At 61.0% G+C, this 23305-nt stretch carries 23 protein-coding genes and 2 pseudogenes; 12 read left to right on the forward strand and 13 right to left on the reverse strand.

Annotated elements, in window-relative coordinates:
* Positions 1–174 (forward strand): annotated as a pseudogene (locus ACS5Q1_RS35865) (IS481 family transposase); the annotation flags it as partial.
* A gap of 355 nt (positions 175–529) precedes the next feature.
* Here ACS5Q1_RS35865 and ACS5Q1_RS35870 read toward each other — a convergent pair.
* Entirely contained in the window at positions 530–739 is a 210-nt protein-coding gene (locus ACS5Q1_RS35870; RefSeq protein WP_473102709.1) for a hypothetical protein, read from the reverse strand.
* Between the two features lie 472 nt (positions 740–1211).
* The gene (locus ACS5Q1_RS35875) at positions 1212–1889 is read right to left on the reverse strand and encodes a transglutaminase-like cysteine peptidase (protein ID WP_473102710.1); all 678 of its coding nucleotides are present in this window, start codon (positions 1887–1889) and stop codon (positions 1212–1214) included.
* A gap of 216 nt (positions 1890–2105) precedes the next feature.
* Here ACS5Q1_RS35875 and ACS5Q1_RS35880 point away from each other — a divergent pair, with 216 nt between their 5' ends.
* A complete protein-coding gene (locus tag ACS5Q1_RS35880; RefSeq protein ID WP_473102711.1) occupies positions 2106–3245 on the forward strand; it encodes an IS110 family RNA-guided transposase in 1140 nt (379 codons plus the stop codon).
* Between the two features lie 397 nt (positions 3246–3642).
* Here the strand turns inward: ACS5Q1_RS35880 and ACS5Q1_RS35885 are convergent, their stop codons facing one another.
* The 4 genes from ACS5Q1_RS35885 to ACS5Q1_RS35900 form a co-directional block, all read right to left on the reverse strand.
* On the reverse strand, positions 3643–4440 hold the full coding sequence (locus ACS5Q1_RS35885) for an MBL fold metallo-hydrolase (RefSeq protein WP_473102712.1): 798 nt from the start codon (positions 4438–4440) through the stop codon (positions 3643–3645).
* Between the two features lie 28 nt (positions 4441–4468).
* On the reverse strand, positions 4469–6388 hold the full coding sequence (locus tag ACS5Q1_RS35890; RefSeq protein WP_473102713.1) for a transglycosylase domain-containing protein: 1920 nt from the start codon (positions 6386–6388) through the stop codon (positions 4469–4471).
* A 226-nt stretch (positions 6389–6614) separates the two neighbouring features.
* Positions 6615–7472 carry an alpha/beta hydrolase gene (locus ACS5Q1_RS35895; RefSeq protein ID WP_473102714.1) on the reverse strand — a complete coding sequence of 286 codons (858 nt, stop codon included), beginning with the start codon at positions 7470–7472 and terminating at the stop codon, positions 6615–6617.
* A gap of 68 nt (positions 7473–7540) precedes the next feature.
* Positions 7541–8701: an RHE_PE00001 family protein gene (locus tag ACS5Q1_RS35900; protein ID WP_473102715.1), complete on the reverse strand. Its 1161-nt coding sequence runs from the start codon at positions 8699–8701 to the stop codon at positions 7541–7543.
* A 608-nt stretch (positions 8702–9309) separates the two neighbouring features.
* Between ACS5Q1_RS35900 and ACS5Q1_RS35905 the strand changes: the two genes are divergently transcribed.
* Genes ACS5Q1_RS35905 through ACS5Q1_RS35915 form a run of 3 tightly spaced genes read left to right on the forward strand, consistent with a single transcriptional unit; the run spans position 9310 to position 10908 of the window.
* Positions 9310–9540, forward strand: a complete 231-nt coding sequence (locus tag ACS5Q1_RS35905) for an AbrB/MazE/SpoVT family DNA-binding domain-containing protein (protein WP_473102716.1) — start codon at positions 9310–9312, stop codon at positions 9538–9540.
* Positions 9530–9931: a PIN domain-containing protein gene (locus ACS5Q1_RS35910; RefSeq protein WP_473102717.1), complete on the forward strand. Its 402-nt coding sequence runs from the start codon at positions 9530–9532 to the stop codon at positions 9929–9931. The genes ACS5Q1_RS35905 and ACS5Q1_RS35910 overlap by 11 nt, the downstream gene beginning before the upstream one ends.
* A 59-nt stretch (positions 9932–9990) precedes the next feature.
* Positions 9991–10908, forward strand: a complete 918-nt coding sequence (locus ACS5Q1_RS35915) for a recombinase family protein (protein ID WP_473102718.1) — start codon at positions 9991–9993, stop codon at positions 10906–10908.
* Between the two features lie 782 nt (positions 10909–11690).
* Here ACS5Q1_RS35915 and ACS5Q1_RS35920 read toward each other — a convergent pair.
* Positions 11691–12587, reverse strand: coding sequence for an aminoglycoside phosphotransferase family protein (locus ACS5Q1_RS35920; protein WP_473102719.1), 897 nt, complete (start codon positions 12585–12587; stop codon positions 11691–11693).
* A 1201-nt stretch (positions 12588–13788) separates the two neighbouring features.
* Here ACS5Q1_RS35920 and repA point away from each other — a divergent pair.
* Positions 13789–14982: a plasmid partitioning protein RepA gene (gene repA, locus ACS5Q1_RS35925; RefSeq protein ID WP_473102720.1), complete on the forward strand. Its 1194-nt coding sequence runs from the start codon at positions 13789–13791 to the stop codon at positions 14980–14982.
* Positions 14982–15995, forward strand: a complete 1014-nt coding sequence (repB, locus tag ACS5Q1_RS35930; protein WP_473102721.1) for a plasmid partitioning protein RepB — start codon at positions 14982–14984, stop codon at positions 15993–15995. Before repA ends, repB begins: the two co-directional genes overlap by 1 nt.
* 578 nt (positions 15996–16573) lie before the next feature.
* Here repB and ACS5Q1_RS35935 read toward each other — a convergent pair.
* A complete protein-coding gene (locus ACS5Q1_RS35935; RefSeq protein WP_473102722.1) occupies positions 16574–16702 on the reverse strand; it encodes a hypothetical protein in 129 nt (42 codons plus the stop codon).
* A gap of 224 nt (positions 16703–16926) precedes the next feature.
* Between ACS5Q1_RS35935 and ACS5Q1_RS35940 the strand changes: the two genes are divergently transcribed.
* Entirely contained in the window at positions 16927–17565 is a 639-nt protein-coding gene (locus ACS5Q1_RS35940) for a hypothetical protein (RefSeq protein WP_473102723.1), read from the forward strand.
* A gap of 39 nt (positions 17566–17604) precedes the next feature.
* Here the strand turns inward: ACS5Q1_RS35940 and ACS5Q1_RS35945 are convergent, their stop codons facing one another.
* Positions 17605–17916 (reverse strand): hypothetical protein, encoded by a 312-nt coding sequence (locus tag ACS5Q1_RS35945; protein WP_473102724.1) that lies wholly within the window; start codon positions 17914–17916, stop codon positions 17605–17607.
* A gap of 245 nt (positions 17917–18161) precedes the next feature.
* Between ACS5Q1_RS35945 and ACS5Q1_RS35950 the strand changes: the two genes are divergently transcribed.
* Positions 18162–18596, forward strand: a complete 435-nt coding sequence (locus tag ACS5Q1_RS35950) for a hypothetical protein (RefSeq protein ID WP_473102725.1) — start codon at positions 18162–18164, stop codon at positions 18594–18596.
* A gap of 69 nt (positions 18597–18665) precedes the next feature.
* Entirely contained in the window at positions 18666–20285 is a 1620-nt protein-coding gene (locus ACS5Q1_RS35955; protein ID WP_473102726.1) for a phytoene desaturase family protein, read from the forward strand.
* Between the two features lie 68 nt (positions 20286–20353).
* Here ACS5Q1_RS35955 and ACS5Q1_RS35960 read toward each other — a convergent pair whose 3' ends face one another.
* The 3 genes and pseudogenes from ACS5Q1_RS35960 to ACS5Q1_RS35970 form a co-directional block, all read right to left on the reverse strand.
* A complete protein-coding gene (locus ACS5Q1_RS35960; RefSeq protein ID WP_473102727.1) occupies positions 20354–20626 on the reverse strand; it encodes a hypothetical protein in 273 nt (90 codons plus the stop codon).
* Positions 20627–20791: 165 nt separating this feature from the next.
* Positions 20792–21100, reverse strand: coding sequence for a hypothetical protein (locus tag ACS5Q1_RS35965; protein ID WP_473102728.1), 309 nt, complete (start codon positions 21098–21100; stop codon positions 20792–20794).
* Between the two features lie 229 nt (positions 21101–21329).
* Positions 21330–21985: pseudogene (locus ACS5Q1_RS35970) on the reverse strand (IS6 family transposase).
* A gap of 221 nt (positions 21986–22206) precedes the next feature.
* Between ACS5Q1_RS35970 and ACS5Q1_RS35975 the strand changes: the two are divergent.
* Entirely contained in the window at positions 22207–22455 is a 249-nt protein-coding gene (locus tag ACS5Q1_RS35975; protein WP_473102729.1) for a hypothetical protein, read from the forward strand.
* A 39-nt stretch (positions 22456–22494) separates the two neighbouring features.
* Here ACS5Q1_RS35975 and ACS5Q1_RS35980 read toward each other — a convergent pair whose 3' ends face one another.
* Positions 22495–22686, reverse strand: coding sequence for a DUF6894 family protein (locus tag ACS5Q1_RS35980; RefSeq protein ID WP_473102730.1), 192 nt, complete (start codon positions 22684–22686; stop codon positions 22495–22497).
* An 81-nt stretch (positions 22687–22767) separates the two neighbouring features.
* Between ACS5Q1_RS35980 and ACS5Q1_RS35985 the strand changes: the two genes are divergently transcribed.
* Positions 22768–23305: DUF6781 family protein (locus ACS5Q1_RS35985; protein WP_473102731.1), on the forward strand; the 538-nt coding region annotated here is incomplete at its 3' end.

Genomic DNA, 23305 nt, shown 5'->3' on the forward strand with positions numbered 1-23305 from the left:
AACTTCGGCCGAAGGCTGAAGACCCTCAGGGGCCTCACACCCTACGAGTTCATCTGCAAATGCTGGACACAGGAGCCCAAACGCTTCACCTTTGACCCGGTCCATCAAATGCCGGGACTGAACAACTACGCTCTTTCGGCGGTCGCAGGTGTTTGCAACGTGAGCGGACCTTAAGAGGTTGGATGATCTTGTAAGCCCAGCTGCTTCTGACCGGTGAGTCCCGGACGTTATTCAGGCGCCCATTGGCATCGATGCTGAGACTGGAGAGACCCTTGCATCGGTCCTGGCCACGAGCGATGCCGATGACGGCTCGCAGGTCGAGCCATTGCTCGATCAGACCACCGGTCCACTCGCCCAGCGCCATCCTGATGCTCAGATGATCGTCCCGCCACGCTCGACTGCGGTGCTGAGTGAGACGGTGGAAAGTGCTCCCAGGCCGCGCGGTCGGCATCTCCACAGCCTTGCTGAGCATGGACGCATGGGATTGCAAAAGCGGAGGGATCGAGTCTGGCGGTCGGCCGAACTTCCTTCAGCCCGAGCCCATCGAGGAGCCTGAAGCCGGCAGGATATCTGCCTCGCGCACCACGCGTTCAATTGGTCCGCTCGCCGCCTTGATCCGGTAGAGTGGCTCTCCGTCTGATCCACATGGAAGAGGGCGCAGGATCTCGTAGATGCCAGTATTTTCAACAAGCTTCTCGCGCGGGCGCACAAGTTGCCCAGCCGTGAATTTGTGATCCATGGCACTTCCTCCTCGTCGTTGAGAGCGGTTCTGTTGGGCCGTTCCTTGTTTAAACAATCGTATGGTTCGGCCTGGCGTTCCAAATGACATTTGGCGCATCGGTCACGGATGTGCGAGGCATCGGAAGCCGCGACGATCGTCCGGTCACCTGCGCGAATACACAAGCCCTGCAACGTCAAACCAAGAGCCCCTCCGCTGCTTGATCACCATGCGCCATAAAACCCAGAGATATCACCGCTCCCACTCGAACAGGCAGGGCAGGGGAAGGAAGATGCTAAACAGGCTCCGCAAACGTCAGAGGGTGAAGAGCCGATCCCGGCGAGACGCGAGGCTCTGCGAAAGGCGTCTGGCCCGAGGGAAATGGATGCCGCATCTAACCGCGCTTGACCTCGAGCAGCCGCAGAGAGAAGCGCATCCCTCCCTTCAGGAGGGAATCGTGCACCATCAAACCCCGGGATCAAACATTCCTATGTTACCGACTGCGGGTCCGCGCGGAGGACGGCGGGATCCAGCCTTTGTCGGCAAAGTCCGGGGGATGGTCAGCTGCTCCGCGAGGCCGAACCGCCCACCCGAGCGAGACCCAGCCAGGGCCGGTTTGGCTTTCCCGTTTGATGTACGTGTAGGCCGTCTCATACCAAGGCCTCACCCGATCCATTCTGTTGTCGAGAATGAGGTCGGATGCGATGGTTCTGAGCATGAGGACCGCGTGTCCCCTGCGACTTTCATCTAAGACCACCGTCATGCGCAGCGATCGGAACGGAATGCCAAGATCGACCAGAAGGGTGCGCTTCAAGAGTTGGTAGTCCTCGCAATCCCCATAGCCACGCAATGGCAGGCTCCACCGATCCTCGACCTTCCACAGCTCCTGATCTGAACGCGGCTGGATCCGGGCGTTGACCTGCCGGTTGACTGCCGTCACCAGCTGACGAAGCTGTGGGGTCAGGCGGATCCGGGTCGGCTCATTGGCGTCAACTGCGCATGCGGCAGGCGTACGTCTGCAATAGAGATCCCATGCCTGTGTCGGTTTGGCGTGACCATAGTGGCCGGGGAGGTGACTGTTGCCACGGGCTTGAGCGGCGCTGCCCCACGGCATGAGCACAAGGGACAGGATGATTAATGCGGGCAGGGACGCGCGCTCTGGCTTGCTCATCCGGGCTTGCTCACCTTTCCATCAAGGCTGCCCCCGCCCCGGCATCGTCAGCTTAAGCCAGTCGGCGCTGTTTCGGCGGGTCACTCTTACCTCTAAGCCATTGACAGTAGGTGACCGGCCTCAGGCGAGCAACCTGCATAAAGATCCTATGAGGCGACGGACAGCGGAACTCGGATAGGGTTTCGGGGTCCGAGATCCGAACCCTGGAGACGCCTCATGGACCTCTCATCCATTGCTCTGCCGCCCGTCGGCGAGAAGCCTGTCACACTTTTCGTGGCCTTGGAATTGAGCAAGGCAACCTGGCTGGTCGCGCTGCACTCCCCCGCGGCTGACAAGGTCAGCCTGCATCGCCTGGCCGGTGGCGACACTGAGGAGTTGCTCACGCTGATCCAACGCAAGCGCGATCAGGCCCAAGCGGCCCTGGCGCGTCCGGTGCACGTGATATCCTGCTATGAAGCAGGCTATGACGGTTTCTGGCTCCACCGTCTCTTGTGCGCGTCTGGCATCGACAACCGTGTTCTGGATGCAGCCAGCATTCTGGTCGACCGCCGGTCGCGCCGCGCCAAAACGGATCGGCTTGATGCCGCGGCGCTGATGCGCACCTTGATGGCCCTCGACCGCGGGGAGCCGCGGGTTTGCCGAGTGGTGCGGGTCCCCAGCCCAGAGCACGAGGATGAGCGCCGCCGGAGCCGGGAGCGCGCCCGGCTCGTGACTGAGCGGGGCCAGCATACGAGCCGGATCAAAGGGCTGCTGATGACTCAGGGCATCCGCGACTTTGCTCCAACACGGCGCGATTGGCGCGAGCGGCTTGCAGAGCTGCGAACGGCCGATGGGCGGGCTCTCACGCTCTGCCTGAAGGCCGAGATCGAGCGGGAGTGCCGCCGCTTATGGCAAGTAATCGACATGATTGCGGAGGTTGAGGCCGAACAGCACCAAGCGGCTGAGAAAGCGGCCACCGGAGCCACTCAGCTGAGCCGGCTGCGCGGCATTGGCCTGACCATCGCCAGCGTTCTGGCGAATGAGGTCTTCTTCCGCAGCTTTCAGAACCGGCGCGAGATTGCCGGCTATCTCGGTCTGGCCTCCAGTCCGTGGAACAGTGGCTCGGTCAGCCGCGATCAAGGCATTCAGAGATCGGGCAACCCACGCGCCCGCCGGACGGCCATCGAGTTGGCCTGGTTGTGGCTGCGGCACCAGCCCGAGAGTGACCTCGCCCGCTGGTTCCAAGAGCGCGTTGGTGCCGGCCGGGGGCGCATTCGCCGCACGATGATCGTTGCGCTCGCGCGCAAGCTGATGATCGCCCTGTGGCGATATGTGACGCAGGGGCTGGTGCCGGAGGGAGCGGTCATCAAGGGTTAGCCCAGAGTTCGACGCGTAGCGGCAATCGTTGCTCGCGACGAAGCAGGATGGATGTGGACCGGCAGCCCCCAGGGCTTTGATGCCGTCAAAAAGATGGGTTCCATCCTCCGACAGCCTCGCAGACTGGCCCGTGCATGCGGGATATGGGTGCAGGCTCCACGCGAGCCGACCGGATATGAGGTGATGTGGACTTGTTCCGCAGTCGACCGCGAGGCCGATCCTGATGTCGTTTGCAAGCCGTTCCGTTGCCGCGCACCAGCCTTGACGCGATATGCCTCATATGAGGGGGCTCTGTTGCACTAACCTGTCAAGCCACTGGATGTAGTAGCTCTTGATCAGAGTGACGCCGCTACGGATTGTGTCTCGGGAAGTTAATGCAACAGAGCCCAGCTACCACTCAATGCCCCGGCAGCACCAGGATCTTCGGGCTCTTCGGCAGCGTGGCGCGCAAGAGGGTAATGGCCGCCGTGTCGCTGAACTCCACCGGGAAGTACGCGCGAGCGGAGGCGAGAAAGCGGTTGAGGGTTGATGGCCCGAAGAAATGCATTGGGATCATCAGCGGTGCATTGATGGCGCGCAGCACCTCCATCATGTCAAATGTCTCGAGCGTGTAGCCACCATCCACCGGCACCAGCAGAACATCGATCCGCCCCAGCCTCTTCAGGTGCTCGGGCGAGAGGGTGTGGTGCAGGTGACCCAGGTGTGCGATGCACAGCTGAGCGGTTTCGAACACGAAGATCGAGTTGCCGTCGTATTCCGTCGTTCCGTCAAAGCTCCGAATGTTGGTCGAGACATTCCGGATGCGCACATCCTGCACCGTCAGGTCGTGGACGGCGGGACCTCCGGCCGGGTTCCAGCCCCGCAGCACGTGCTCGATGGCTGGATCGGGGTGATAGCTGAAGTGGGTGGAATGGGCCTTGTTCATGGTAGCCACGTCAGGGGTGATGGAAGGGCGGCTGCCGTCACTGTAGTCGGTAGCAATCCGCACCCCGTGCGGCGTCTCGATCAGGAAGGTGGCGTGCCCAACAAACGTCAGGCCAACCTCGTCCTGACGCAAGGCAGCCCAGGAGAACAGAGCCTCCCGTGAGGCGATCAATCCTGGGCAACTCTCTGGCTCGGCCGCGGTGGCCGGTAGGCACAGGCACAAGCCAACCAACGCAGCCGCCACACGAAGGCTTTGTGTCAACGTCGTCATGCGCGCCCCCTGTCCAGACGTGAAGGGCTCACGTCCTTTTCCCTCGAAGAACCGGATCGTGGGCCGATAGACCCTTCGGGAGGGTCACGGACGGCCGGAGCACAGAGAGCCAATCCGCAATCTGTCCTGGTTCAGCATGCCGCTTGCTACGCGTGCTCGCCAGTCGTTGCTCCTCACGTTTCTGCTGACGGTCAGCCCATTCATTCACCGCGTTGGCAACACGTCCGAAGTAAGCCGCGGGCGCACCAGCGCCGGCAAGAGCGGGCCCAGTCTCGCCGTGCCGCCGGCCCATCCAGATCCCGAGCACCCGCTGCTCGCTCCAGCCGATAAACCAGGCATCGGTGTTGCCGGTTGACGTCCCGGTCTTGCCGTAGGTCGCCCAGTCGTTCAACCGGGCCGCGCGCCCGGTGCCGTTCTGAACCACCTCGCGGAGAACCGTCTGGGTCGGCCCGACACATGCCTCCGGGATGACCCTCTTGCGCATGGTCGTCAGAAAGTCAGCCCTGACCTGGCCGCGCCCGTCGACCACCGCGAGCAATCCCGCCGGGGTGACCCGGTAGCCGCCATTGGCCACAGACGCGTAAGCTGCTGTCATGGTCAGGACATTGCTCGAGTAGGAACCGAGGATGAAGCTTGGATCATCCGTCGGACCAGGATCGATGCCGATACGTCGGCTGGCGTCCGCGAGGGTGTCGGCTCCGATCTCTCGCGCCAGCCGCACCGCCGCGGCATTGCGTGACGAGGCCATCGCCTCCTTCACCGTCGTCCAGCCGCGGTAGCCCAGTTCGCCGTTCGAAGGCCAGTCGCCTGTGACGGGCTGATCGAGGACGCGGCTTTCAGGGGTTTTGCCGGCCTCGCACGCGGCAATCAGCAGCGGCAGCTTCGCCGTCGAGCCGGTCTGCACACGGGCCTTCACGGCATTGTTGAACTGCCGCTGCGCCCACTCGACCGTGCCGACCATCGCCTGCACCCGTCCGTTCGGAGCCATCATCACCGCGCCGGCGTCATACGCGGGCGGGACAGCCCCAGCCTTGACGAGCCTGCCGAGCTGGTGCTCCGCCATGTGCTGGATGCGAGGGTTCAAGGTGACGAAGAACCGGACCGTCTCTCCCGGCTGCACGTACTTGTCCCCCCAGGTCTCTACGACCCATTCGGTGAAGGCCTGCGGCTGGATCTTGAACTCCGGCAGCAGGCCAGGGCGGATGCCTGCCTTCTCAGCCTGGCGGCGTTCCCTGTCGGTGATCAGGCCCTGCTCCGCCATCAGCCTCAGGACGAGAAGCGCACGCTCACGCGCCTGGGCGCGGGTCTTCTCCCGAAGCGGGTTCAGGCGGGCTGGGGCTTTGACCATGCCGGCCAGAAGTGCCGCCTCGTAGAGTGTCAGATCCTGAGGGTCTTTGCGGAAGTAGTGCCGGCTGGCCCGATACAGCCCCACGATATCGCGTCCGCCGAACTCAATCTGGTTGAGATAGGCGGCCAAGAGTTCCTCCTTGCCGACCGCCTCGTCAAAGAGGCCGGCGTACCAGACCTCTGCGCCTTTGCGCTCAAGACGCGTGAGCACGTCACTGGCGCGCAGATCATGGAACACCAGGTTCTTGAGCAGTTGCATTGGAATCGTGCTGCCACCCCGGCTGAGGCCTCCTTTGAGCACGGAGAGCAGGGAGACAACATCGACCCCGCCGTGGTCGAAGTAGCGCTTGTCCTCGACCGCCACGATGGCCTTCTTCATCACCTCGGGAATCTCTGAGGGTGCGAGCACGACGGGGCAGCGGCAATAGGCATCCCATCCGGTCTTGGTGCGGGTGACCATCACCTGCGGGGAGGCCACCAAGAGGCGCAGAGATCGTGGTTGCAGATCCCAGAAGTGAACCGGGTCGGCGGCTTGTGCGGTGGGTGGGTGGGAGAGGCTGGCAAGCAGGAGAGCAGTGGCAATAGCCAGAGCGCGGGTCATTTGAGGCCCTATGATGCGCCGACCGATTCGGCGCCAAGACCTTCAACAAACACGACGACTATGGCTGAAACCGGTATGAAGTTACGGTCAAGCTTCCGGGTGGCATCAGCTGAGAGAGGTTCGGCCCATGGCCGCACCAGCTTCAGCACAACAGGATCGCGCTGCGCGTGCGAAACGTCTCAGCCTTCCTGCTGATGCTGCAAAACCATGGCGAGAATGATCGGATCTATGGCCGTTGACGTGACGTGCCAGCGCTGTCTGTGGAGCGGTCTGGCCGACGCGTCTCAACCGCTGCGAGGAAGTCCTCCACGGCTGTCATTCCGCCCTGCTCCAGGTTTTGGGTGTGGCTCCCGCCCTCGATGCGGACGAAGCGCTTCGGCTCGGGAGCGGCCTCAAAGAGCTGCTGGCCGAACGCGAACGGGATGGTGCGGTCGTCCGTGCCGTGCAGGATCAAGATCGGCGCCGTCACCTGCTGAATGATGTCGAGCGAGCGAAACTGGTCGAGCATCAGCCAGGAGACCGGCACATACCAGTAGGTGAGGCTGGCGATATCGGCGGTGGAGGTGTAGGGCGCATCCAGGATCAAGCCAGCCAGCGGCTGCTCGCTGGCCAGCCGCACCGCCACCCCGGTGCCGAGGGACTCGCCATAGGCGACCAGGCGCGAGGCCTCATACGATTGCCGTACCCAGTCATAGGCCGTGCGGGCATCGGTATGCAGACCCGTCTCTGTCGGCGCGCCGGTCGAGCCGGAGTAGCCGCGGTAGCTGATCATCAGCAGCCCGCGGCCTGATGCGGTCAGCGCCTGGGCGCGCAAGCGCCCGTTCCAGAGGCTGCCGCCATTGCCATGGAAGTACAGGAGCAGCGCCTTGCCGGCTTGAGGCGGTTTCCACCACGCCACCAGTCGTTCGCCGTCGGGTGTCTGGAGGACCAGATCCTGAAAGCCGGAAAGCCCGGCCTCCGCAGCCGTGGTGCGCCGGTCGGAGGCTGGGTAGAGCAGGCTGCGCTGGTTCACGAACAGCACGGCAAGGGCGCAGGCATACAGAGCGAGCACAGCGAAAGCGAGAAAGCGGAGACGGCGGACCATGGAACGAGTGCGATGTCGTGCTGGAGAAGCTGGCAGATTGTGCCCTTGAAGATAATGGTACGTGATTCTTACACGATGCCCCAGGCGCGGTAGCGGGTGCGGCCGGTGAGCTCGCGCGGCAGCGCCCCTCCAAGCTGCGCCAGCATCAGGTCGACGGCCTTGGGCGTGACCTTCAGGAGCTTGGCCGCGAGCGACACCGTCACCAGCGGACGCGACAGGAACAGCTCGACCAGTTCCGGCAGCTTGGAGTTGCTGCGGGTCTTGGCGGTCACCCGGCTCATCAGCTCGCGGGCGAGGATCAGCCGGTCGAGATCCTTGTGGGCGATCGCCAGCGCCTCCTCGAGCACTCGACAGAAGCCCTCGAGCTTCTCGCGAGCCCCTTCCCGGCCCTGCGGCCGGAACTTCGACTGCTTGAACCCGGCCGCCAAGGGCAGTAGGTGATGGGTCAGCCCCCTCGCCCGCAGGATGGCGGCCGCCATGGTCAGGCCGAGCCAGGGCAGGCGGGTGTAAAGGTTGAGATCCAGCCAGGCCTGCCAGGCCACCGCCGCGGCCGCGACCGCCGGCCAATGGGATGTCCGTTTGACGAGGTCGAGCCACAGATCTTCGTTTTCGGCCTCGTCCTGATCCGGATCGTAGACCAGATGCGAGCGGCTCCTGGGCAGCGGGATCTCGCCGGCCAGTACCTTGCCGGTGCGGTCCAAGAGAGCATCGATCTCGGCCAAGTGCGCCTTCCAGGGATCGGCATCGTTGGCAAAGGGTGGGTAGGCCTCCTCGTCATCCGGATCCGGCTTTGCCTTCTTCCGAGAGCTTTCAGGGTTTGCTGTGACGGGACCGATGCCGCGCAGGGCCGCCAGTCCATCAATCGAGATTGGCCACGGGGCCTTCCTGGCCATCGCCGTACGACGGGCCCGAAGGGCCGCCGCCGCGCGGGTGAGTTCGTGGGTGGGATGGCGCACGTCCATGCTGGCGTCGTGCAACACCAGGTCACCGACATCGACGAGGTGGCCGTCGAGGATCAGGGCGCGCACGGCTTCGGTCATGTCGCAGCGCGACTGCCAGCCGGCGGCAAGCCCTGAGGCCTCCAGCCGGGCATCGAAGCGCATGACCGCAATGGCGACCTGCTCGAGCCGTCCGACGATGCTCTCCCACGGCAGCTCCGGCAGAGCGTAGGTGCGGGGCACCAGGAATGGCTCGTCGTCAAACTCCCCTGCCCTGCTGCCGAAAGCCACGCTTGCACCCTCACGCTAAGTTATTGATCCAAGAAGGCATAGCTTAGCAGGGAGAAGCAAAGCAAGGAATTGCTATAATGAAGGATGAGGCGCGCCGACGCTTTGCCAAACGCCATCCGCAGAGATCGAGGATGATGCCGCTAGCAAGCAGGTTCGTAGCCGCCCTTCAGATCATGGAAGGCCCTGAATGGCGGCGGAAGCCCTTATTTTAAGCCATTTTGGCGGGCCCATGGGAAGAGCGTCCTTGCCCGGCTGATTAACAAAATAGCTTGAAAGACGTTTGCAAACGATCGGTTGCTCGTAACGCCAGAAGTGGTCCATTTGAGCCGTTTTCAGGCTGTTGAGCACGTGCCTTCAACTGCCTGTGAGGAGACGCTCCCGCGTACTTTAGCGCTGCTGTTTCCCAGCAACTATCTGCTGCCCGAACCGTAGGGCTGTCTCCGCAATGTTATAGCGCGGAGTGGCTGTAACCACGGCCGCAAATGGCCAGATGCGGCTATCCGCAGACATTGTACAACAGCGGTCTTTGACAGGCTGCACTGGTCTTGCTTCGCCGTACTTCAAGCATTAGATATACATCGAACATTTCGTATATCATGGAGGAGATAATGCAGGTAGCGAAGTGGGGGAACTCCCTTGCTGTCCGCCTCCCCTCGGCCGTCGTCGACGCGTTGAAGCTGAAGGAAGGCGACGACATCGAAATCGTCGTTGCTGGATCGCGCTCCTTCGAGGTCTCAAAAGCTCCTGATGCGGCCGAGACCCTCGCAAGCCTGCGGCGGTTCCGTGGCCGCCTCCCCGCTGGGTTCAAGTTCGATCGGCTTGAGGCCAATGAGCGGTAGGGCCTTTCTCGACACCAATGTCGTCTTGTATCTGCTGTCTGAGGATGCCGCCAAAGCTGATCGCGCCGAGGCTCTCCTGGCCTTGGGAGGCACGGTGAGTGTTCAGGTCTTGAACGAGGCCGTGAGCGTCATGACCCGAAAGCTCAAGATGGATCTCGACGATGTCCGGGAGGTCTTGGCTGGAGTACGGCATTTCTGTGCGGTCGAGCCAATAACCACCGATACCCATGATATGGCGCTGAATGTCATGAATCACTACGGCTTCTCGATCTATGACAGCCTAATTGTCGCCGCAGCAGTCAGTGCCGGCTGCGAGACCCTCTTTTCGGAGGACCTACAAGACGGCCAGCGAGTTCAGGACAGTCTGACCATCGTAAATCCGTTCAAGTAAGGCATCAGCTCGGTCCGTTTCATTGAGCCTGAGGCGACTACTCCAAGGTTTCTCCAACGATGAAGGCCCCCTCCCCTTCTAAGGCCAACTTAATCGGCTATGCCCGTGTCTCAACGGAGGACCAAGCCACGGATCCTCAGACGGACGAGCTCTGGGCCGCCGGCTGCCTTGTGGTCCATCAGGAGTTCGGCTCCGGCGCCTCGCGGACCCGCCCCGTTCTGGCAAGCCTTTTGCGCAGCATCCAGCCGGGAGAGACACTCGTCGTGGTGCGTCTTGATCGGTTGGCGCGATCGGTGAAGCACCTCCTCGAGGTCATCGAGCAGTTGGAGGCCCGAGGCGCGCATTTCCGGTCCTTGGGCGACCCGATCGACACCACAACACCACAGGGCATGTTCTCGCTACAGGTCTTGGGAGCCGTCGCCCAATTGGAGCGGTCCTTAATCGCCGAGCGAACCAAGGCAGGTATCAAGGCCGCGGCCCGGCGCGGAAAGCTTCCTGGCAACCCCGGCTTGAGGGCGCGAGACCCGATTGCAATTCGCAAGGCAGCAGCCGGCTGGTCGCACGCTCATCTTGAAGAGGTTCTGGAAACTCTCGACACATGGCTCCCTACAGTCCGCCGTCTGCGCCCTCAACACACCTGGGATGACGTAACACGTATCCTCAATGCCTCAGGCCAGTCATGGACAGCGGAGCGACTACGCCGGACCACCAAACGTCTAGTGAAGGAGGGTCTGGCCGAAACGGCGCTCTTAACGAAGTCCCCTCCCCGGCTGCCGAGCGAACGCCTCCTGACGCTCGTCGCTGGCATTGCCATAGCCGCGCCTGAGCTCACCCTACGTGACATCGCAGCCCAGTTAGAAAGGATGCGAGAGCGGGCTCCTCGTGGAGGCAGCAGATGGTCCGCTTCATCTGTGAAATCGCTCCTCGACCGGGCCAACAAGCTCGGGTTAACCGCTAGCTACACGGGCACAGAATAGAGTTGCAACAATCCGCCTACCAGTCTGCGCTCGGTTCATCGAAGCTGGAAAGTTCACTCGCGATCTCCTGCAGCGCTCGATCCAACGGGCTCTGCCGGAGGCCATTGGGAGCGCGGCGGCCACCCCCCTGCCCTCTCCGGGCCAAGCGCCTCTTGAGAATGCGAACGCCTCGAACGACGAGATGGGCAAGTTCTTCATCGCCAAGCTCGTTAACCATATCTTCCAGTTCGTCGCGGCTTGAGCGCCGTGCCAGAGAACCAAGCGAAACGGCCTGGACGGGTAGCTCCTTAGGAACCTCCCTTTTGGTCGGACCTAGGCGCTTCGCAGCTGCAGGCGTCGGCGCCGGAGCCCCAAAGAGGTCTCCCTGTCTCTCGTCCCAATAATATTGCCGACGCATCAGGCCCCTTCTCCAAAGTTGGCACACCTCTACCCACCTTTTGGTAAGGCGCTCGATCTGGCTCCAGATCCAAGATTAGATACTTCTGCAAATTACAAGGTTGCGCCGAAGCGGGCTCCAGCGCTCTATTCTGCGCCTCCTCTACCGGATTTCTTGCATTGGTAATCGCCTGGCTCCACGTGCCAACTTGATGAGGCTTGCCTGAGGCAGATCTTCAAGTATTGAGGGTCGTAGACCTGCAGGATGCCTAAGGACGAAAAAATTGTAAGCTTACAATTCTACTCGCCTCAGTGCTTCCAACTCCGGCCGCCGTGCGACCCCAACGCTTGCAATGTCGGGTCGAAGGAAATGGACATTCCTTCCTCCGTTGGCGTTCGTCAGATGTTCAGACGTCAAGATCATTAAGCAGGCGGGAGAGCGTGTTCTGACCAAGGGCGCTCATACTGGGATTAGTGCGCTCGTAATACCAGACCAATCCCATCGCCTGCTGGAACGCCCAGGCTGCGCCGCGCGTCCACTCGACTTCGCCCGGTCCGAGCTTCCGCCGCACAATGTCCCTTCGGTCGCGGTCAAAAAGGTGCCATGCCGCCACAAGATCCAACGCCGGATCGGCCGGCCCGAAGCTGCCGGCATCGAGTACACCCACAAGACGCTCGCCCTGCACAAGAAGATTCGCTGGGATGAGATCCCGATGGCACATGACGTCGGGCCCGGATGGCGGCAACTCACGCAGCCGAGCCCACATGCAACGCAGGCGAGCAACGTCGAGGAGACCCTCGCTGTTCTTGAAACAGACTTCCATCCAGGCATCGTGATCGGGAAGGTTGCCGCCCCTTCCATGCCCATCGAAGTGACGACCATGAGTGTCGGCTGCACGTAACGACGCGATCAGGCTCGCGATGTCGTGTGCAAATGCTGTGGAAGCCGCAAGTCCGTCTGGCGTAGCAACATCCCCTTCGATCCAACTCTGCACCGTCCAAGGCATTGGATAGAGCACGCTGGGTCGACCAAGCCCCAACGGCCGAGGAGTCGCAAACGGGGAATGCTTCGCGAACTCGGTCATGGCAGCTGCTTCGTTGCGAAGCCTATCAGCGCATTCAACCGGCTTCATGGCGCGCAAAGGGAACCTCGCCGCCGCACTTGATCCAATCCTGAAGATCGCATTGACAGTGCCGGCAGTCTCAAGTCGCTCGATCCGTTCATGCCGGTACTCTGGGAACTGATCGACGATCATCCCACGCGCGACATCCCCATCGATGTGAACCTGGTTGTCATGCATCATGCCGCCAATGTCTCCGCCCAACCCTGCTCATAAAGGATGGCTACAGGCGCGCGATGCAAGGCTAACAGCCGCCAGGTCCTAGAACCAGCGCCGAATATTTCATTCGGATGGCGAGGGCCATGAGCTGCTTGTCCGGGTTTTTGGCATCGGAATGATGGCGCCGCCAACCTTTATGGCCAGCGTGTCTGCGCCAGTTTGATTATCCGATGCTCTAGCCATCGGGTCCCGACACATTCGGCCATCGTGGAATTGTAAGCTTACAATTCAATGCTCTTCTCCCGACGCGATGAAGGGGAGGGGGCGAAGGGATTCGGAACGAATTGGGCACGAGCCCCCGACGCAGAGGAGTCATCTGAGATCAAGAATGAGACGAGAAGGCATCGGCATCGGATAGGGCATCATCGCAGCCCGAATTGTAAGCTTAAAATTCGGCACCCCAGCTAACACAGCTTGATCTACCAAAGGCGCGCTGAGCCTCTCAGTTGTAAGGTTACAATCAGCAGCAGCCATCTCTTATATCCCAAAGGGCAGGGGGGCATGCTCAGAACCGGCCGTGGAACTGGCGTTCACATAGTGGGGGCAAACTCTTCCAAGGACGGAGTCTGAAAGGATCATCAACAAAGAGAGCAACATTCCAGGCCGAATTGTAAGCTTACATTCGGCATTGGTTGTACTCGAGGCAATTGGCTAAAACCAAGAGCCTCCAAAATTGTAAGCTCACAATTTTGGCTCCGCATCAGCGCGTATATAAACAGTAAAGCAGGTTAGGGCCGGTCTCATCGACAGCCAGATTATGAGCAGTCTCAGGAAAGCCTTCGGAAGAGTGTAATTTTGGCCGACTTTCAGGAAAATTGTAAGCTTACAATTTTCTATCCAGCCGCTTTCCCGAAATCTATCTGCGTCCCAATGCTACGCCTTGTTGTTTAAGACTTTCGGTCGTCAACATGACAACCTAACCAAATACATTGACTTTGATGTACTTGAGCTTCCAGAGCAGGGGAGGGAGCTGATTACATCCTATTCATGCTGACCTAGCCGATACTATCCCCAAAATCCTGCCCGGCGGAGAGCCATTCTTAAAAGACGCATTTCGGAGGCCGACATTTACGGATTGTTAAACCTCTTCGCTCTTACTGCTCATCAGCGCACATCGGCTCGCAAAGACCGTTTCTGCGCAGATCCAGAGGCACGGAAAAGCAGTATGAGCACTCAGGCCGCATTGTCGTACGAGACCGATAAGAGTTTTCTTGAGCTCCTCGAAAATGATGCAGACGAGCTGGCCTCGAAGCTTCAGGCCCTCCAGCGCCGCATCTTCCCTCCACTCGCCAAGAAGGCGATCCGCCGCCTAACTTCCGCGGAAGCTGCTAAATTCATCGGCATTACCGAGGGCTACCTTCGCCAGATCGCCATCGACGGGAAGGTCGAACTCTCGGAGTCTCCGGTTAACGGCCGGCGCACCTACTCGGTCGAGGACATCGCGGCAATCCGCGAATTGCTCGATGGGACAAACCCGTCGCGTCAATATATCCCCCACCGTCAGGCTGACGACAAACTTCAGATCTTGTCGATCATCAATTTCAAAGGCGGCAGCGCGAAAACCACGACAACCGCTCACCTTGCCCAGTATCTGGCGCTCAAGGGCTACAGGGTTCTCGCCATTGACCTGGATCCCCAGGCAAGCCTCTCGACCTTGTTTGGGCGTCAGCCGGAACTCGATGTAGGGGCAGACGAAACCCTTTATGGAGCCCTGCGCTACGATGATCGCCGCGTCGACGTTCGGGAGATCATCCGTTCTACCTATCTACCCGGTCTGCACATAATTCCGGGGAACCTCGAACTGATGGAGTTTGAGACAACTACACCCCGTGCGAAGGAAGCCTCTACATTCTTCGTCAGGATCGCGCAGGCCCTAGAGCCCGTTGAAAATGAGTACGACATCGTCCTCGTGGATTGCCCTCCTAACCTCGGTTACCTGACGATGGCCGCTCTCTGCGCAGCCACGTCGATTATGATTACTGTTCATCCGCAGATGCTCGATGTCCTGTCGATGGCCCAGTTCTTGCGCATGACAACCGATCTGCTCCAAGTCATCAACAAGGCCCGGCCAATCGCGAACTATGACTGGATGTCCTACCTGATCACTCGATATGAGCCGAGCGACACCCCCCAGAACCAAATGGTGGGCTTCTTGCGTTCACTGTTCGGCCCGCGTGTCATGACCAACGCCATGTTGAAAAGTACAGCCATCGCCGACGCTGGACTGAGCAAGCAGACGCTCTACGAAGTTGAACGTCAGAAATTTCATAAAGGTACGTACGATCGTGCGATGGAGTCACTCGATCTCGTCAATGGAGAGGTCGAAGCTTACATTCGCCGCACCTGGGGGAGAGTCTAATGGCCCGTCTCAATCTTCTAGCAGATCTTATTGATGAAACTCCCGCTCCCGAGGCTACCCAGCCTGCGGAGAAGAGCGATCGTCCGCACATATCAGACAGGCCATTTGCGTCGACGGATAAGAAGCCCTCACGTCCTACTCCGCAGCTTGGGACGATCACGCAAACAGTTGACGTGCTTGCCCGTGCTGAAGAAATGCAGCGGCAGCTCAGCCAGGGACAAACCATTGTTGAGCTGGATCCTGCGGATCTCGACGCGTCGTTCGTTCCTGATCGCATGGCCCCCTCCGACGAGGACCATCAAGAACTCCTCCGATCCATTCGCGAGCGGGGTCAGATTGTACCTGTCCTTGTTCGCCCTCATCCGACGGAAAACGGACGATACCAGATCGCCTACGGTCATCGGCGTGTTCGCGCCCTCAAGGAACTCGGACTGAAGGTCAAGGCTGCCGTCAGAAATCTGACGGACGAGGAGTTGGTCGTCGCACAAGGGCAGGAAAACAATGCGCGCACCAACCTCAGCTTTATTGAGAGAGCACGCTTTGCCAAGCAACTCGAAGACAGGAAGTTCACCCGTGAAGTGATCTCCCAGTCGCTATGCATCGACCCTGGTAATCTCTCGCGTTTGATCAGCGTCGCCTCCAGCATCCCGCTTGATATCATCGAAGCAATCGGGCCAGCGCCGAGCATTGGTCAAGGTCGCTGGATGGATCTGTCTGCGAGCATGGACAATCGCGCTCATCAGAAAGTCCGCAAAATATTCATCAGTGAGGATTTTCAGCGTCTCGCGTCCGATGCACGCTTCCAGTTTGTTCTAGCTCAAGTCAAAAAGACGGAGCGCGCGCAGACCGAAGCATGGACAGCTCACGATGGCTTGAAGGTTGCCAAGTACACTCGGGGCGCCAAGAAATTCCAACTCACACTGGATGAAAAGCTCGCCCCCGAGTTCGGGAACTTTCTGCTTGCTAAGCTAGAGAGCCTGTACACCGAATTCAGATCACAGGCGAGCAAGTGAGAGTAATGAGAGACACTGGGGCTCAATCAACCGGATGGGCCCTGGAATTAGATTTGTAACCGTATCACACCGATCGGGTCTGATGTGAGAAATGCATAGGGAAGGTGTTTACCTTCAACAGGATCAGCCTTGCTCCAGGTACGTCGGTTCATGGCCAACGAGTGCCAGCAACCGCGATAATAGGGGAGGGGGATGAGCTTGGAAAAACTATCAACTACAGACAGCATTCTGTACATATTCAGCGGTTGCATCCAATGGATCGTTTGAAGACGTCTTTCAAGCCATTCTGTTAACCAGCGGACAAGGGGAGGGCTTCTCCGTAGCCGACGAAAATGCTTTGAAAACAAAGTTTTAGCGGATCGGCTCAGAAGGTGAGGCCGACACAAGCCTCCGTGACCAGGCCCAAACGAAGCCGTTCACGATGCCGTCCGAGAAAACAGCGCGCATCCTAAGGGCACGCCGTAGTCAATTCCTGATTAGCTTCCTCTGTTGCAACTGAATCTAACCATCTCAACAGCTTAGCTGTCGCGACGAAGCGTGGCGTTTAGGGTAATCGGGGCAGTTTGGGGGGCCATGCCTCAGGCTGACTGGATGACGAGGGTGGCGAGCGGTGGGATTTTCGGCTGATCTCCGTTCAGTCCGAGCCGGTCTCCGAGATAGGTGAAGAACGACAGCCTGAGCTTGCGGCAGGTCTTCAGCAGCCCCAAGATGACCTCGCGCGACTGCGAGCGCGCATTGGGCCTTATGCCACCTTCTGGCTTTCATGATGGCTTCAGGTCCTCCTGGCTGCTGGGTTTTGCCCTAAAACTCGGAATCGATGGGCCAGCATTAAGGAAGTGGCATGCCGCTTGTTCCTGGATTTCTGCCGTCGACGCATGCTCCGCTCTTTCACAATGGTCCCTGGCCGGCTGGCTTGAGGCTGACAACTCGCGTGGCTGGCGTTCCCGTGCTCAGCCTTGACGCCACCCGATGGGGCCTGTGCGGCGGCATGACGTTCCTGACCCGAGACACCGTCGAGACCAGTCAGCCGCAGTTGTGCGCCCGCGATCCATCTCAGATCCCGCTTGCTTTGGCCCAGCACCTGCTCCGGCGGCAGATCGACAGCGTCAAAGCAGCCTCGATGGTCACACGCTGGCTCGCGGCCATCTGGCAACCGGATCATGGGACGCGGTTGTGGGGCAGGAGCCTGACCCAGGTGACGATCGCCGAATGCTCCGCCATCATGCAGGAGATCGATGCCGGCCGACTGTGTCCGATTGGCCTGGTCGCAGCGCGGCGGTGGATCCCCTGGGACGTCTTCAAGAACCATGTGGTTCTGGTCTGGGGGTATGATCGGGCTGGCGATCGCTTGACCCTTTACACCTACGACAGCAACTTTCCGGGCCGGGACGACATCACCCTTCGCTTGGATCTCAGCGCCAGCGATCCTGGCACGCCGATCACGACCAACGGAACGGATGGGCCGACGGCCGGCTGCCTTCGGGGCCTCTTCCGGGTGCCCTACCGATACGCCGATCCTATGCAGTCGACATCTGATGGTCTGGATCCGGTTGGCGCAATCCAGAGATGATGGATGATGAAGGTCCCTGGGCTTGAAGCGTTGAACGGCTCACGCCGGAACCTTGCCGACAATCCACGCCGCCGCCTCAGGGCTGAAGCCGATTTCGATCAACTCCTCTTCCAGATCCTCAACGGCATCAGGATCCAGGGTAATGGAGTTATCGTCTGCATCTGGTTCGGGAACGGGCTTTGGCTGGTTGCCCATCTGCTCCGGTTCCTCCGCCTCTTCGGCAAAGGGTGCGACTGTCACGCGCACGACCGGTTCGTCATCCTCATCCTCGGCATCTGCACTCTCGTAGACTTTGAGCGTGACCCAACGCCCCTCAACCTCATCTTCATAGACCGTTTTCCACTCGCCCATGGTCCTCTCCTGGAGCACGCCTCAGCGCGGTCGTCCTCCGGCATTGTAGCGTCATATTCCCAAGCCATGAGTGGCCCCTTGGCGGAGGCGGCCCACCGCTCCTCTGCTCTCCCGGCAAGGGCCTCCATAGCTGCGGGACGGCCATCCCGATGCCGCAGAAGGCCTGTCCATGGGCTTGACCGGCGCGGCGATGTGACGAGATCTTCAAGCTTGGGATTGGACAGCACAATCCCCATATCAGCTCTATGCCGACCAAGGGATCTTCTCCACGCACGCTCGACCTGTTCGAGGTCACGCTGACCATCCCGACGCCTCGGTCAGAACCCGCTTCCGCCCCGGCCAAGCCGCCGGCACTTACCAGCCTGTCCGACGCTCAGCTGGCTGAGCAGCTGAGCGGGCTCGTCGAAGAAGTGCAGCGCCGATTGAAGAAGGGCAAGGGAGACCGGCCGGAGCTGGAAGCAGCGGCACGACAAATCAGTCTGGCCCTCGAGCGCTTCGTTTCCGACTCTACACGCCAGAACAAGCCTTCCAGATCCGGCAAGACCTCATCTCCGCTGCAGGAGGGGCAGCGCAAGGCAGTGCGGGCGGCACTTCTGGCCGGGGTGGCTCCCACCCAGGTGGCGAAGCACTTCGGCTTGTCGCTCGCCGCTGTCCGCAAGGTGCTCACCGAGGCCGCATAAGCCCGCAGGGTAGCAGATCCTCGCGATGCCGATATCCTGATCCTCGGATTCATCGGCAGGAGGACGCTTGTGGCCGACAGCTATGACGTGGTGATCATCGGGGCCGGGCATAATGGCCTCGTCTGCGCCTGCTATCTCGCCGCCGCCAGTCTGAAGGTGAAGGTGCTCGAGCAGCGCTCCGTCGTCGGAGGCGCCGCTGTGACGGAGGAGTTCCACCCCGGCTTCCGCAACTCGGTCGCGTCCTACACCGTCAGCCTGCTCAACCCCAAGATCATCCGCGACCTCGATCTGCCCCGCCATGGCCTGAGGATCGTCGAGCGCCGCCTGGCCAACTTCTTCCCGCTGCCCAACGGGCAGTACCTCAAGACAGGCGAGGGCGTGACCCGCTCCGAGATCGCCCGCTTCAGCTCCCGTGACGCCGAGCGCTACGACGCCTATGCGGCCGAGATCGACGCCATTGCGGATGTGCTGCGCGATCTCACCTTGCAGCAACCACCCAACCTTGTCGACGGCGGCTGGCGCTTGGCCCTGTCGGAGGGGTGGAAGGCGCTGAGCACCGGCAATCGCCTGCGCCGGCTGTCCATGCCCCAGCGGCGGGCCCTGCTCGACCTCTTCACCAAGTCGGCCGGCGATTACCTCGACGGCTGGTTCGAGACCGACTGCGTCAAGGCCGCCTTCGGCTTCGACTCCATCGTTGGCACCTTCGCCAGTCCCTACACCCCCAACACGGCCTATGTCCTGCTGCACCACGTCTTCGGCGAGGTGAGCGGCAAGAAGGGCGCTTGGGGCCATGCTATCGGTGGCATGGGAGCCATCACGCAGGCTATGGCGAAAGCCGCCCGCGAGCGTGGGGTGGAGATCGAGGTCGACGCCCCTGTCCGGGAGGTGATCGTCGAGAAGGGCAGGGCGGCGGGCATCGTGCTCAAGCACGGCCGCTCCATTCGGGCCCGGGTCGTGGCCGGCAATGTCCATCCGAAACTCCTCTTCGACCAGCTGGTGCCGGAGGAGGCGCTGCCGCCGGACTTTCTTGGCCGCATGCGGCGCTGGCGGTCAGGCTCGGGCACCTTCCGCATGAACGTGGCCCTCTCAGAGCTGCCGAGCTTTACCGCGCTGCCCGGCCGCGAACCCGCCGATCATCACACGGCCGGCATCATCATTGCCCCTTCGCTCGCCTACATGGACCGGGCGTATGACGACGCCAAGCGGGAGGGCTGGAGCCGCGACCCGATCGTCGAGATGCTGATCCCGTCCACCCTCGACAACAGCCTGGCGCCGCAGGGCCAGCATGTGGCGAGCCTGTTCTGCCAGCACGTGCAGCCGGTCCTCTCGGGTGGCCGCTCCTGGGACGATTACCGCGAGGAGGTGGCTGACCTGATGATCGCGACGGTGGATCGCTATGCTCCTGGCTTCCAGCAGAGCGTGCTGGGGCGGCAGATCCTGAGCCCGCTCGATCTTGAGCGCACGTTCGGGCTCATCGGCGGCGACATCTTCCATGGCGCTCTGACACTCGATCAGCTCTTCAGTGCCCGGCCGATGCTGGGCCATGCAGATTACCGAGCGCCGCTGCCAGGGCTGTACATGTGCGGCTCGGGTACCCATCCGGGCGGCGGAGTCACCGGAGCACCAGGCCACAATGCAGCACGGGCAATCCTCGCAGACTTTGGCTGGCGTCGATTCAGACGAGCCTGATGCGGGAAGTCGCCAGGTTGTCCCTATTGCCCGCCATCTGCACCTGAGGCTTCAAACCTTTCGCGCCGTTATTCCTGCGTGTCGAAGAACTCGGCCACTGTGTATTCTTCCGGATTGTCACCCAGGCAGACGAAATCCAGGTAGTCTTCTGGGACCTCCTCAAGGCTCTTGATCACCCGAGGCTTCTTGTCCCCATCGAAGTAGGGCAGCAGGCTCTCCTCGTCCGCATCCCCGTGGTCTTGGTACTCCAGAGCGTGGAGCAGGCTGTCGACATCCTCGGCCAGGGCAAAGATCGCAGACGGCTCGCCGTGCGCTGTGACATTGAGACGGTACAGCTTCATGTGTTGCCAGTCCTCCTATACCTGTTCAGTTCATACGGGTGCCCAACAGAGAAGCGGAAGGAGGTTAGGTCCGGGTTAAAGGATCGCGAGCTCAGGCCAGGCGTCAGCCCTGTGGGTTGAGCCGCGATAACTGCTAGCCGGACGTGGTGCAATGCTCGGCCGCTGTCAGTCACACACAAGGGGTGGGGGCTCGGTGCCGGTCTGGCCTGAGGACATCCACGCGCCGATGGCTCCTGTCGCTTCTTCAACCTCGTGACGCTCAATCCAGACCCAAACCGCAAGATCCGCATCGACCGACCGGCGCGCCAGCCAGTAGCTTTCTGTTGAACAGCGATTCACCTCAGGGTAGGGGCGCAGGAACTCAACCACCGCAGCGACCGCTTCGCCGTAAGCGCAAAAACCTTCCCCCATGCAGCCGCTGTCGAGCGGCTGCCCGGATCGTCCGACGAGTTGCCACCGGACACGGTAAGCCATAGGGAGCATCCCAGCCTCATGCTGCCCAAGTTGCCATGCCTCGACGCCTTCTGAAAGAGGTTGATGCGGTGAGTGGCCGCGGCTGTTGCAACTGCCTTGCTAGATGTCGTTGTCGCTTGTGAGGCACCGTCAAGTTGTCGGGGAAGGATACACCGATCCCTGGTTCAAGGTTGGATCAGGCGACATTCGCGGTGCCGGTTACCTCAGTCCAGACCTGGAACGCCCGAGCTCAGGACATGCGGTGATCGTCGGCATTGGTGTTGGCAGAACGGCGGAAGAGGTTTGCCACCTGATCATGAGTGGACAAGAAGGTTGTGCCTGCCCGGCTGACTTGAAGCGCTTCATGATGCGCTCGCGTCGTCGGGTGGGCTGATGGCTGTTCTCCGCCCTGTTGTTCAAGCCGCGGTGCTGCCGGTGCTCAACCCCAGGTATGATCGTTTTCTTTGCGATAGCGTAGCTGGCCAGCTTGTCCGTGATCATCACACGGGGAGCGTTGCCCTGCTTCTTGAGCAACTTCCGCAGCAGGCGTTTGGCGGCCTTCGCATTGCGGCGGCTCTGAACCAGGATGTCGAGCACGATCCCATGCTGGTCCACGGCGCGCCAGAGCCAATGCTTCTTGCCGGCGATGCTGATGACAACTTCATCCAAGTGCCACTTGTCTCCGGGTGCCGGGAGACGCCGGCGGATCTGGTTGGCATAACCTTGCCCGAACTTCAGCGCCCACTGCCGCACGGTTTCGTGGCTGACCAGGATGCCTCGGGCCGCGAGCATCTCCTCGACCATCCGCAGGCTCAAGGGAAACCGGAAGTAGAGCCAGATGGCATGGCTGATCACCTCAGCTGGGAAGCGGTGGCGGGCGTAGCGAGGATGACGCGTCGATTTCATGCCCTCGCTTATGCCCTTATCCAGTCACCGTCGCGTTAACCTGACGGTGCCTCCGGAATTGGTTCATTAAGGGATGGGAGACGCGCCGCGACTTCAGCGGAGCCGTTGAATCAAACTGGCGGTGCACTCTGGGGCGGACTATGATGCACCGTCCGGTTGAAAAGCCGAGGCACGATGGCTGAGAGACGTGTGCTCCCGCCTGTAAGGCTTAGGAGCGTCCTATGCCCCACTTCTATGACACCTGTGCAGGACCGATTGAAGGTCTCTACCTACCGCCACTCGCCTGGGAAGTGCTGCGCCGTGAGAACATCGGCACCGTGGACCAGCTCAGGGCTGATGCGGATCGGCTTGAGCAACTCGATGCGATCGGATCCAGGATGGCGCATGTGATCCGACAGGAACTTGCCCGTATCGTGTCACCGGAAGAGCGCACATCAGGTGGGGCGCAGCTTGACGCGTGGACTGCATAAGGGCTTGCTGAGAAGAGGCATGGGCATTGCGACCTACTCTCAGAGTGGAACCACCCAGAGCACCTGATGCCCCTGGTCGGACACTTCAATCGCACAATCGTCTCGATCACCTCCCTCTTGAACGACTCCTGCACGGAAGGCTGGGGCAATCCTCAGCGCCTCATCACGCGCGGCTACTCGGACGGGCAGGCCCAACCCACCCAATTCCTCAGTCTCTCCAAGTCCCAACATTACCTGTAGGGCTGTGCCCTTGCTTCAGGGCAGGCGCAATTTGCGCTAAGCTCGTGATCCCCATCAGTCATGGAGCAGCGCATGGCGGAAACAAACGTGGGACCGGGAGAGGGGCCGCTCCTCGGAACAGACGACGATCAAGCGATCCGACAACAGGTCAGGGCCCTGGCGAGCCAGGTTCTGCAGCAAGGCCGCGTCGATCCAGAAGCCCTCCGGGAAGTTGTTCGCACCGTGACCGGTCGGAGGGGGAGCCCTATGCCTGCTGACACCGCCGAGGCCCGCGCGATGTTCGCCGATGCCGTGCGGGACCTCGACCAAGCGCTTCTGGACGCCGCGAACGCGGCGCACGACGCTCTCCAACAACTCTCGTCACGCGGCAAGGATTTCACCACCAATGACCTAAAGGAGGCACTCGTCGGCCTGAGGAGCCTGGAAGAGGCCTATGTAGCGGCAGCGCAGCACATTGCCGAGGCCATGAACGGCAACCTGCGCCGTGAGATGACGGAGCTGGCAGACCACGCGCAAGAGGTCGGTGCGGAGGCGAGGGTTCGGCTCGCTGGCATGATGAGCGAGTTTGCCAGCCGAATGGGTGAAAGCGCGACCTCCGGACTGGAGACGA

This window comes from Microvirga sp. GN3, assembly GCF_055792825.1.

Excerpts from the sequence above, each read along its gene's own strand:
- repA (WP_473102720.1), top strand. The coding sequence starts at position 13,789 with ATGAGCACTCAGGCCGCATTGTCGTACGAGACCGATAAGAGTTTTCTT.
- ACS5Q1_RS35875 (WP_473102710.1), bottom strand. The coding sequence starts at position 1,889 with ATGAGCAAGCCAGAGCGCGCGTCCCTGCCCGCATTAATCATCCTGTCC.
- ACS5Q1_RS35980 (WP_473102730.1), bottom strand. The coding sequence starts at position 22,686 with ATGTTGGGACTTGGAGAGACTGAGGAATTGGGTGGGTTGGGCCTGCCC.
- repB (WP_473102721.1), top strand. The coding sequence starts at position 14,982 with ATGGCCCGTCTCAATCTTCTAGCAGATCTTATTGATGAAACTCCCGCT.
- ACS5Q1_RS35895 (WP_473102714.1), bottom strand. The coding sequence starts at position 7,472 with ATGGTCCGCCGTCTCCGCTTTCTCGCTTTCGCTGTGCTCGCTCTGTAT.
- ACS5Q1_RS35885 (WP_473102712.1), bottom strand. The coding sequence starts at position 4,440 with ATGACGACGTTGACACAAAGCCTTCGTGTGGCGGCTGCGTTGGTTGGC.
- ACS5Q1_RS35950 (WP_473102725.1), top strand. The coding sequence starts at position 18,162 with ATGCCGACCAAGGGATCTTCTCCACGCACGCTCGACCTGTTCGAGGTC.
- ACS5Q1_RS35920 (WP_473102719.1), bottom strand. The coding sequence starts at position 12,587 with ATGATGCATGACAACCAGGTTCACATCGATGGGGATGTCGCGCGTGGG.
- ACS5Q1_RS35910 (WP_473102717.1), top strand. The coding sequence starts at position 9,530 with ATGAGCGGTAGGGCCTTTCTCGACACCAATGTCGTCTTGTATCTGCTG.
- ACS5Q1_RS35890 (WP_473102713.1), bottom strand. The coding sequence starts at position 6,388 with ATGACCCGCGCTCTGGCTATTGCCACTGCTCTCCTGCTTGCCAGCCTC.
- ACS5Q1_RS35880 (WP_473102711.1), top strand. The coding sequence starts at position 2,106 with ATGGACCTCTCATCCATTGCTCTGCCGCCCGTCGGCGAGAAGCCTGTC.
- ACS5Q1_RS35915 (WP_473102718.1), top strand. The coding sequence starts at position 9,991 with ATGAAGGCCCCCTCCCCTTCTAAGGCCAACTTAATCGGCTATGCCCGT.
- ACS5Q1_RS35965 (WP_473102728.1), bottom strand. The coding sequence starts at position 21,100 with ATGGCTTACCGTGTCCGGTGGCAACTCGTCGGACGATCCGGGCAGCCG.
- ACS5Q1_RS35960 (WP_473102727.1), bottom strand. The coding sequence starts at position 20,626 with ATGAAGCTGTACCGTCTCAATGTCACAGCGCACGGCGAGCCGTCTGCG.
- ACS5Q1_RS35870 (WP_473102709.1), bottom strand. The coding sequence starts at position 739 with ATGGATCACAAATTCACGGCTGGGCAACTTGTGCGCCCGCGCGAGAAG.
- ACS5Q1_RS35945 (WP_473102724.1), bottom strand. The coding sequence starts at position 17,916 with ATGGGCGAGTGGAAAACGGTCTATGAAGATGAGGTTGAGGGGCGTTGG.
- ACS5Q1_RS35905 (WP_473102716.1), top strand. The coding sequence starts at position 9,310 with ATGCAGGTAGCGAAGTGGGGGAACTCCCTTGCTGTCCGCCTCCCCTCG.
- ACS5Q1_RS35975 (WP_473102729.1), top strand. The coding sequence starts at position 22,207 with ATGCCCCACTTCTATGACACCTGTGCAGGACCGATTGAAGGTCTCTAC.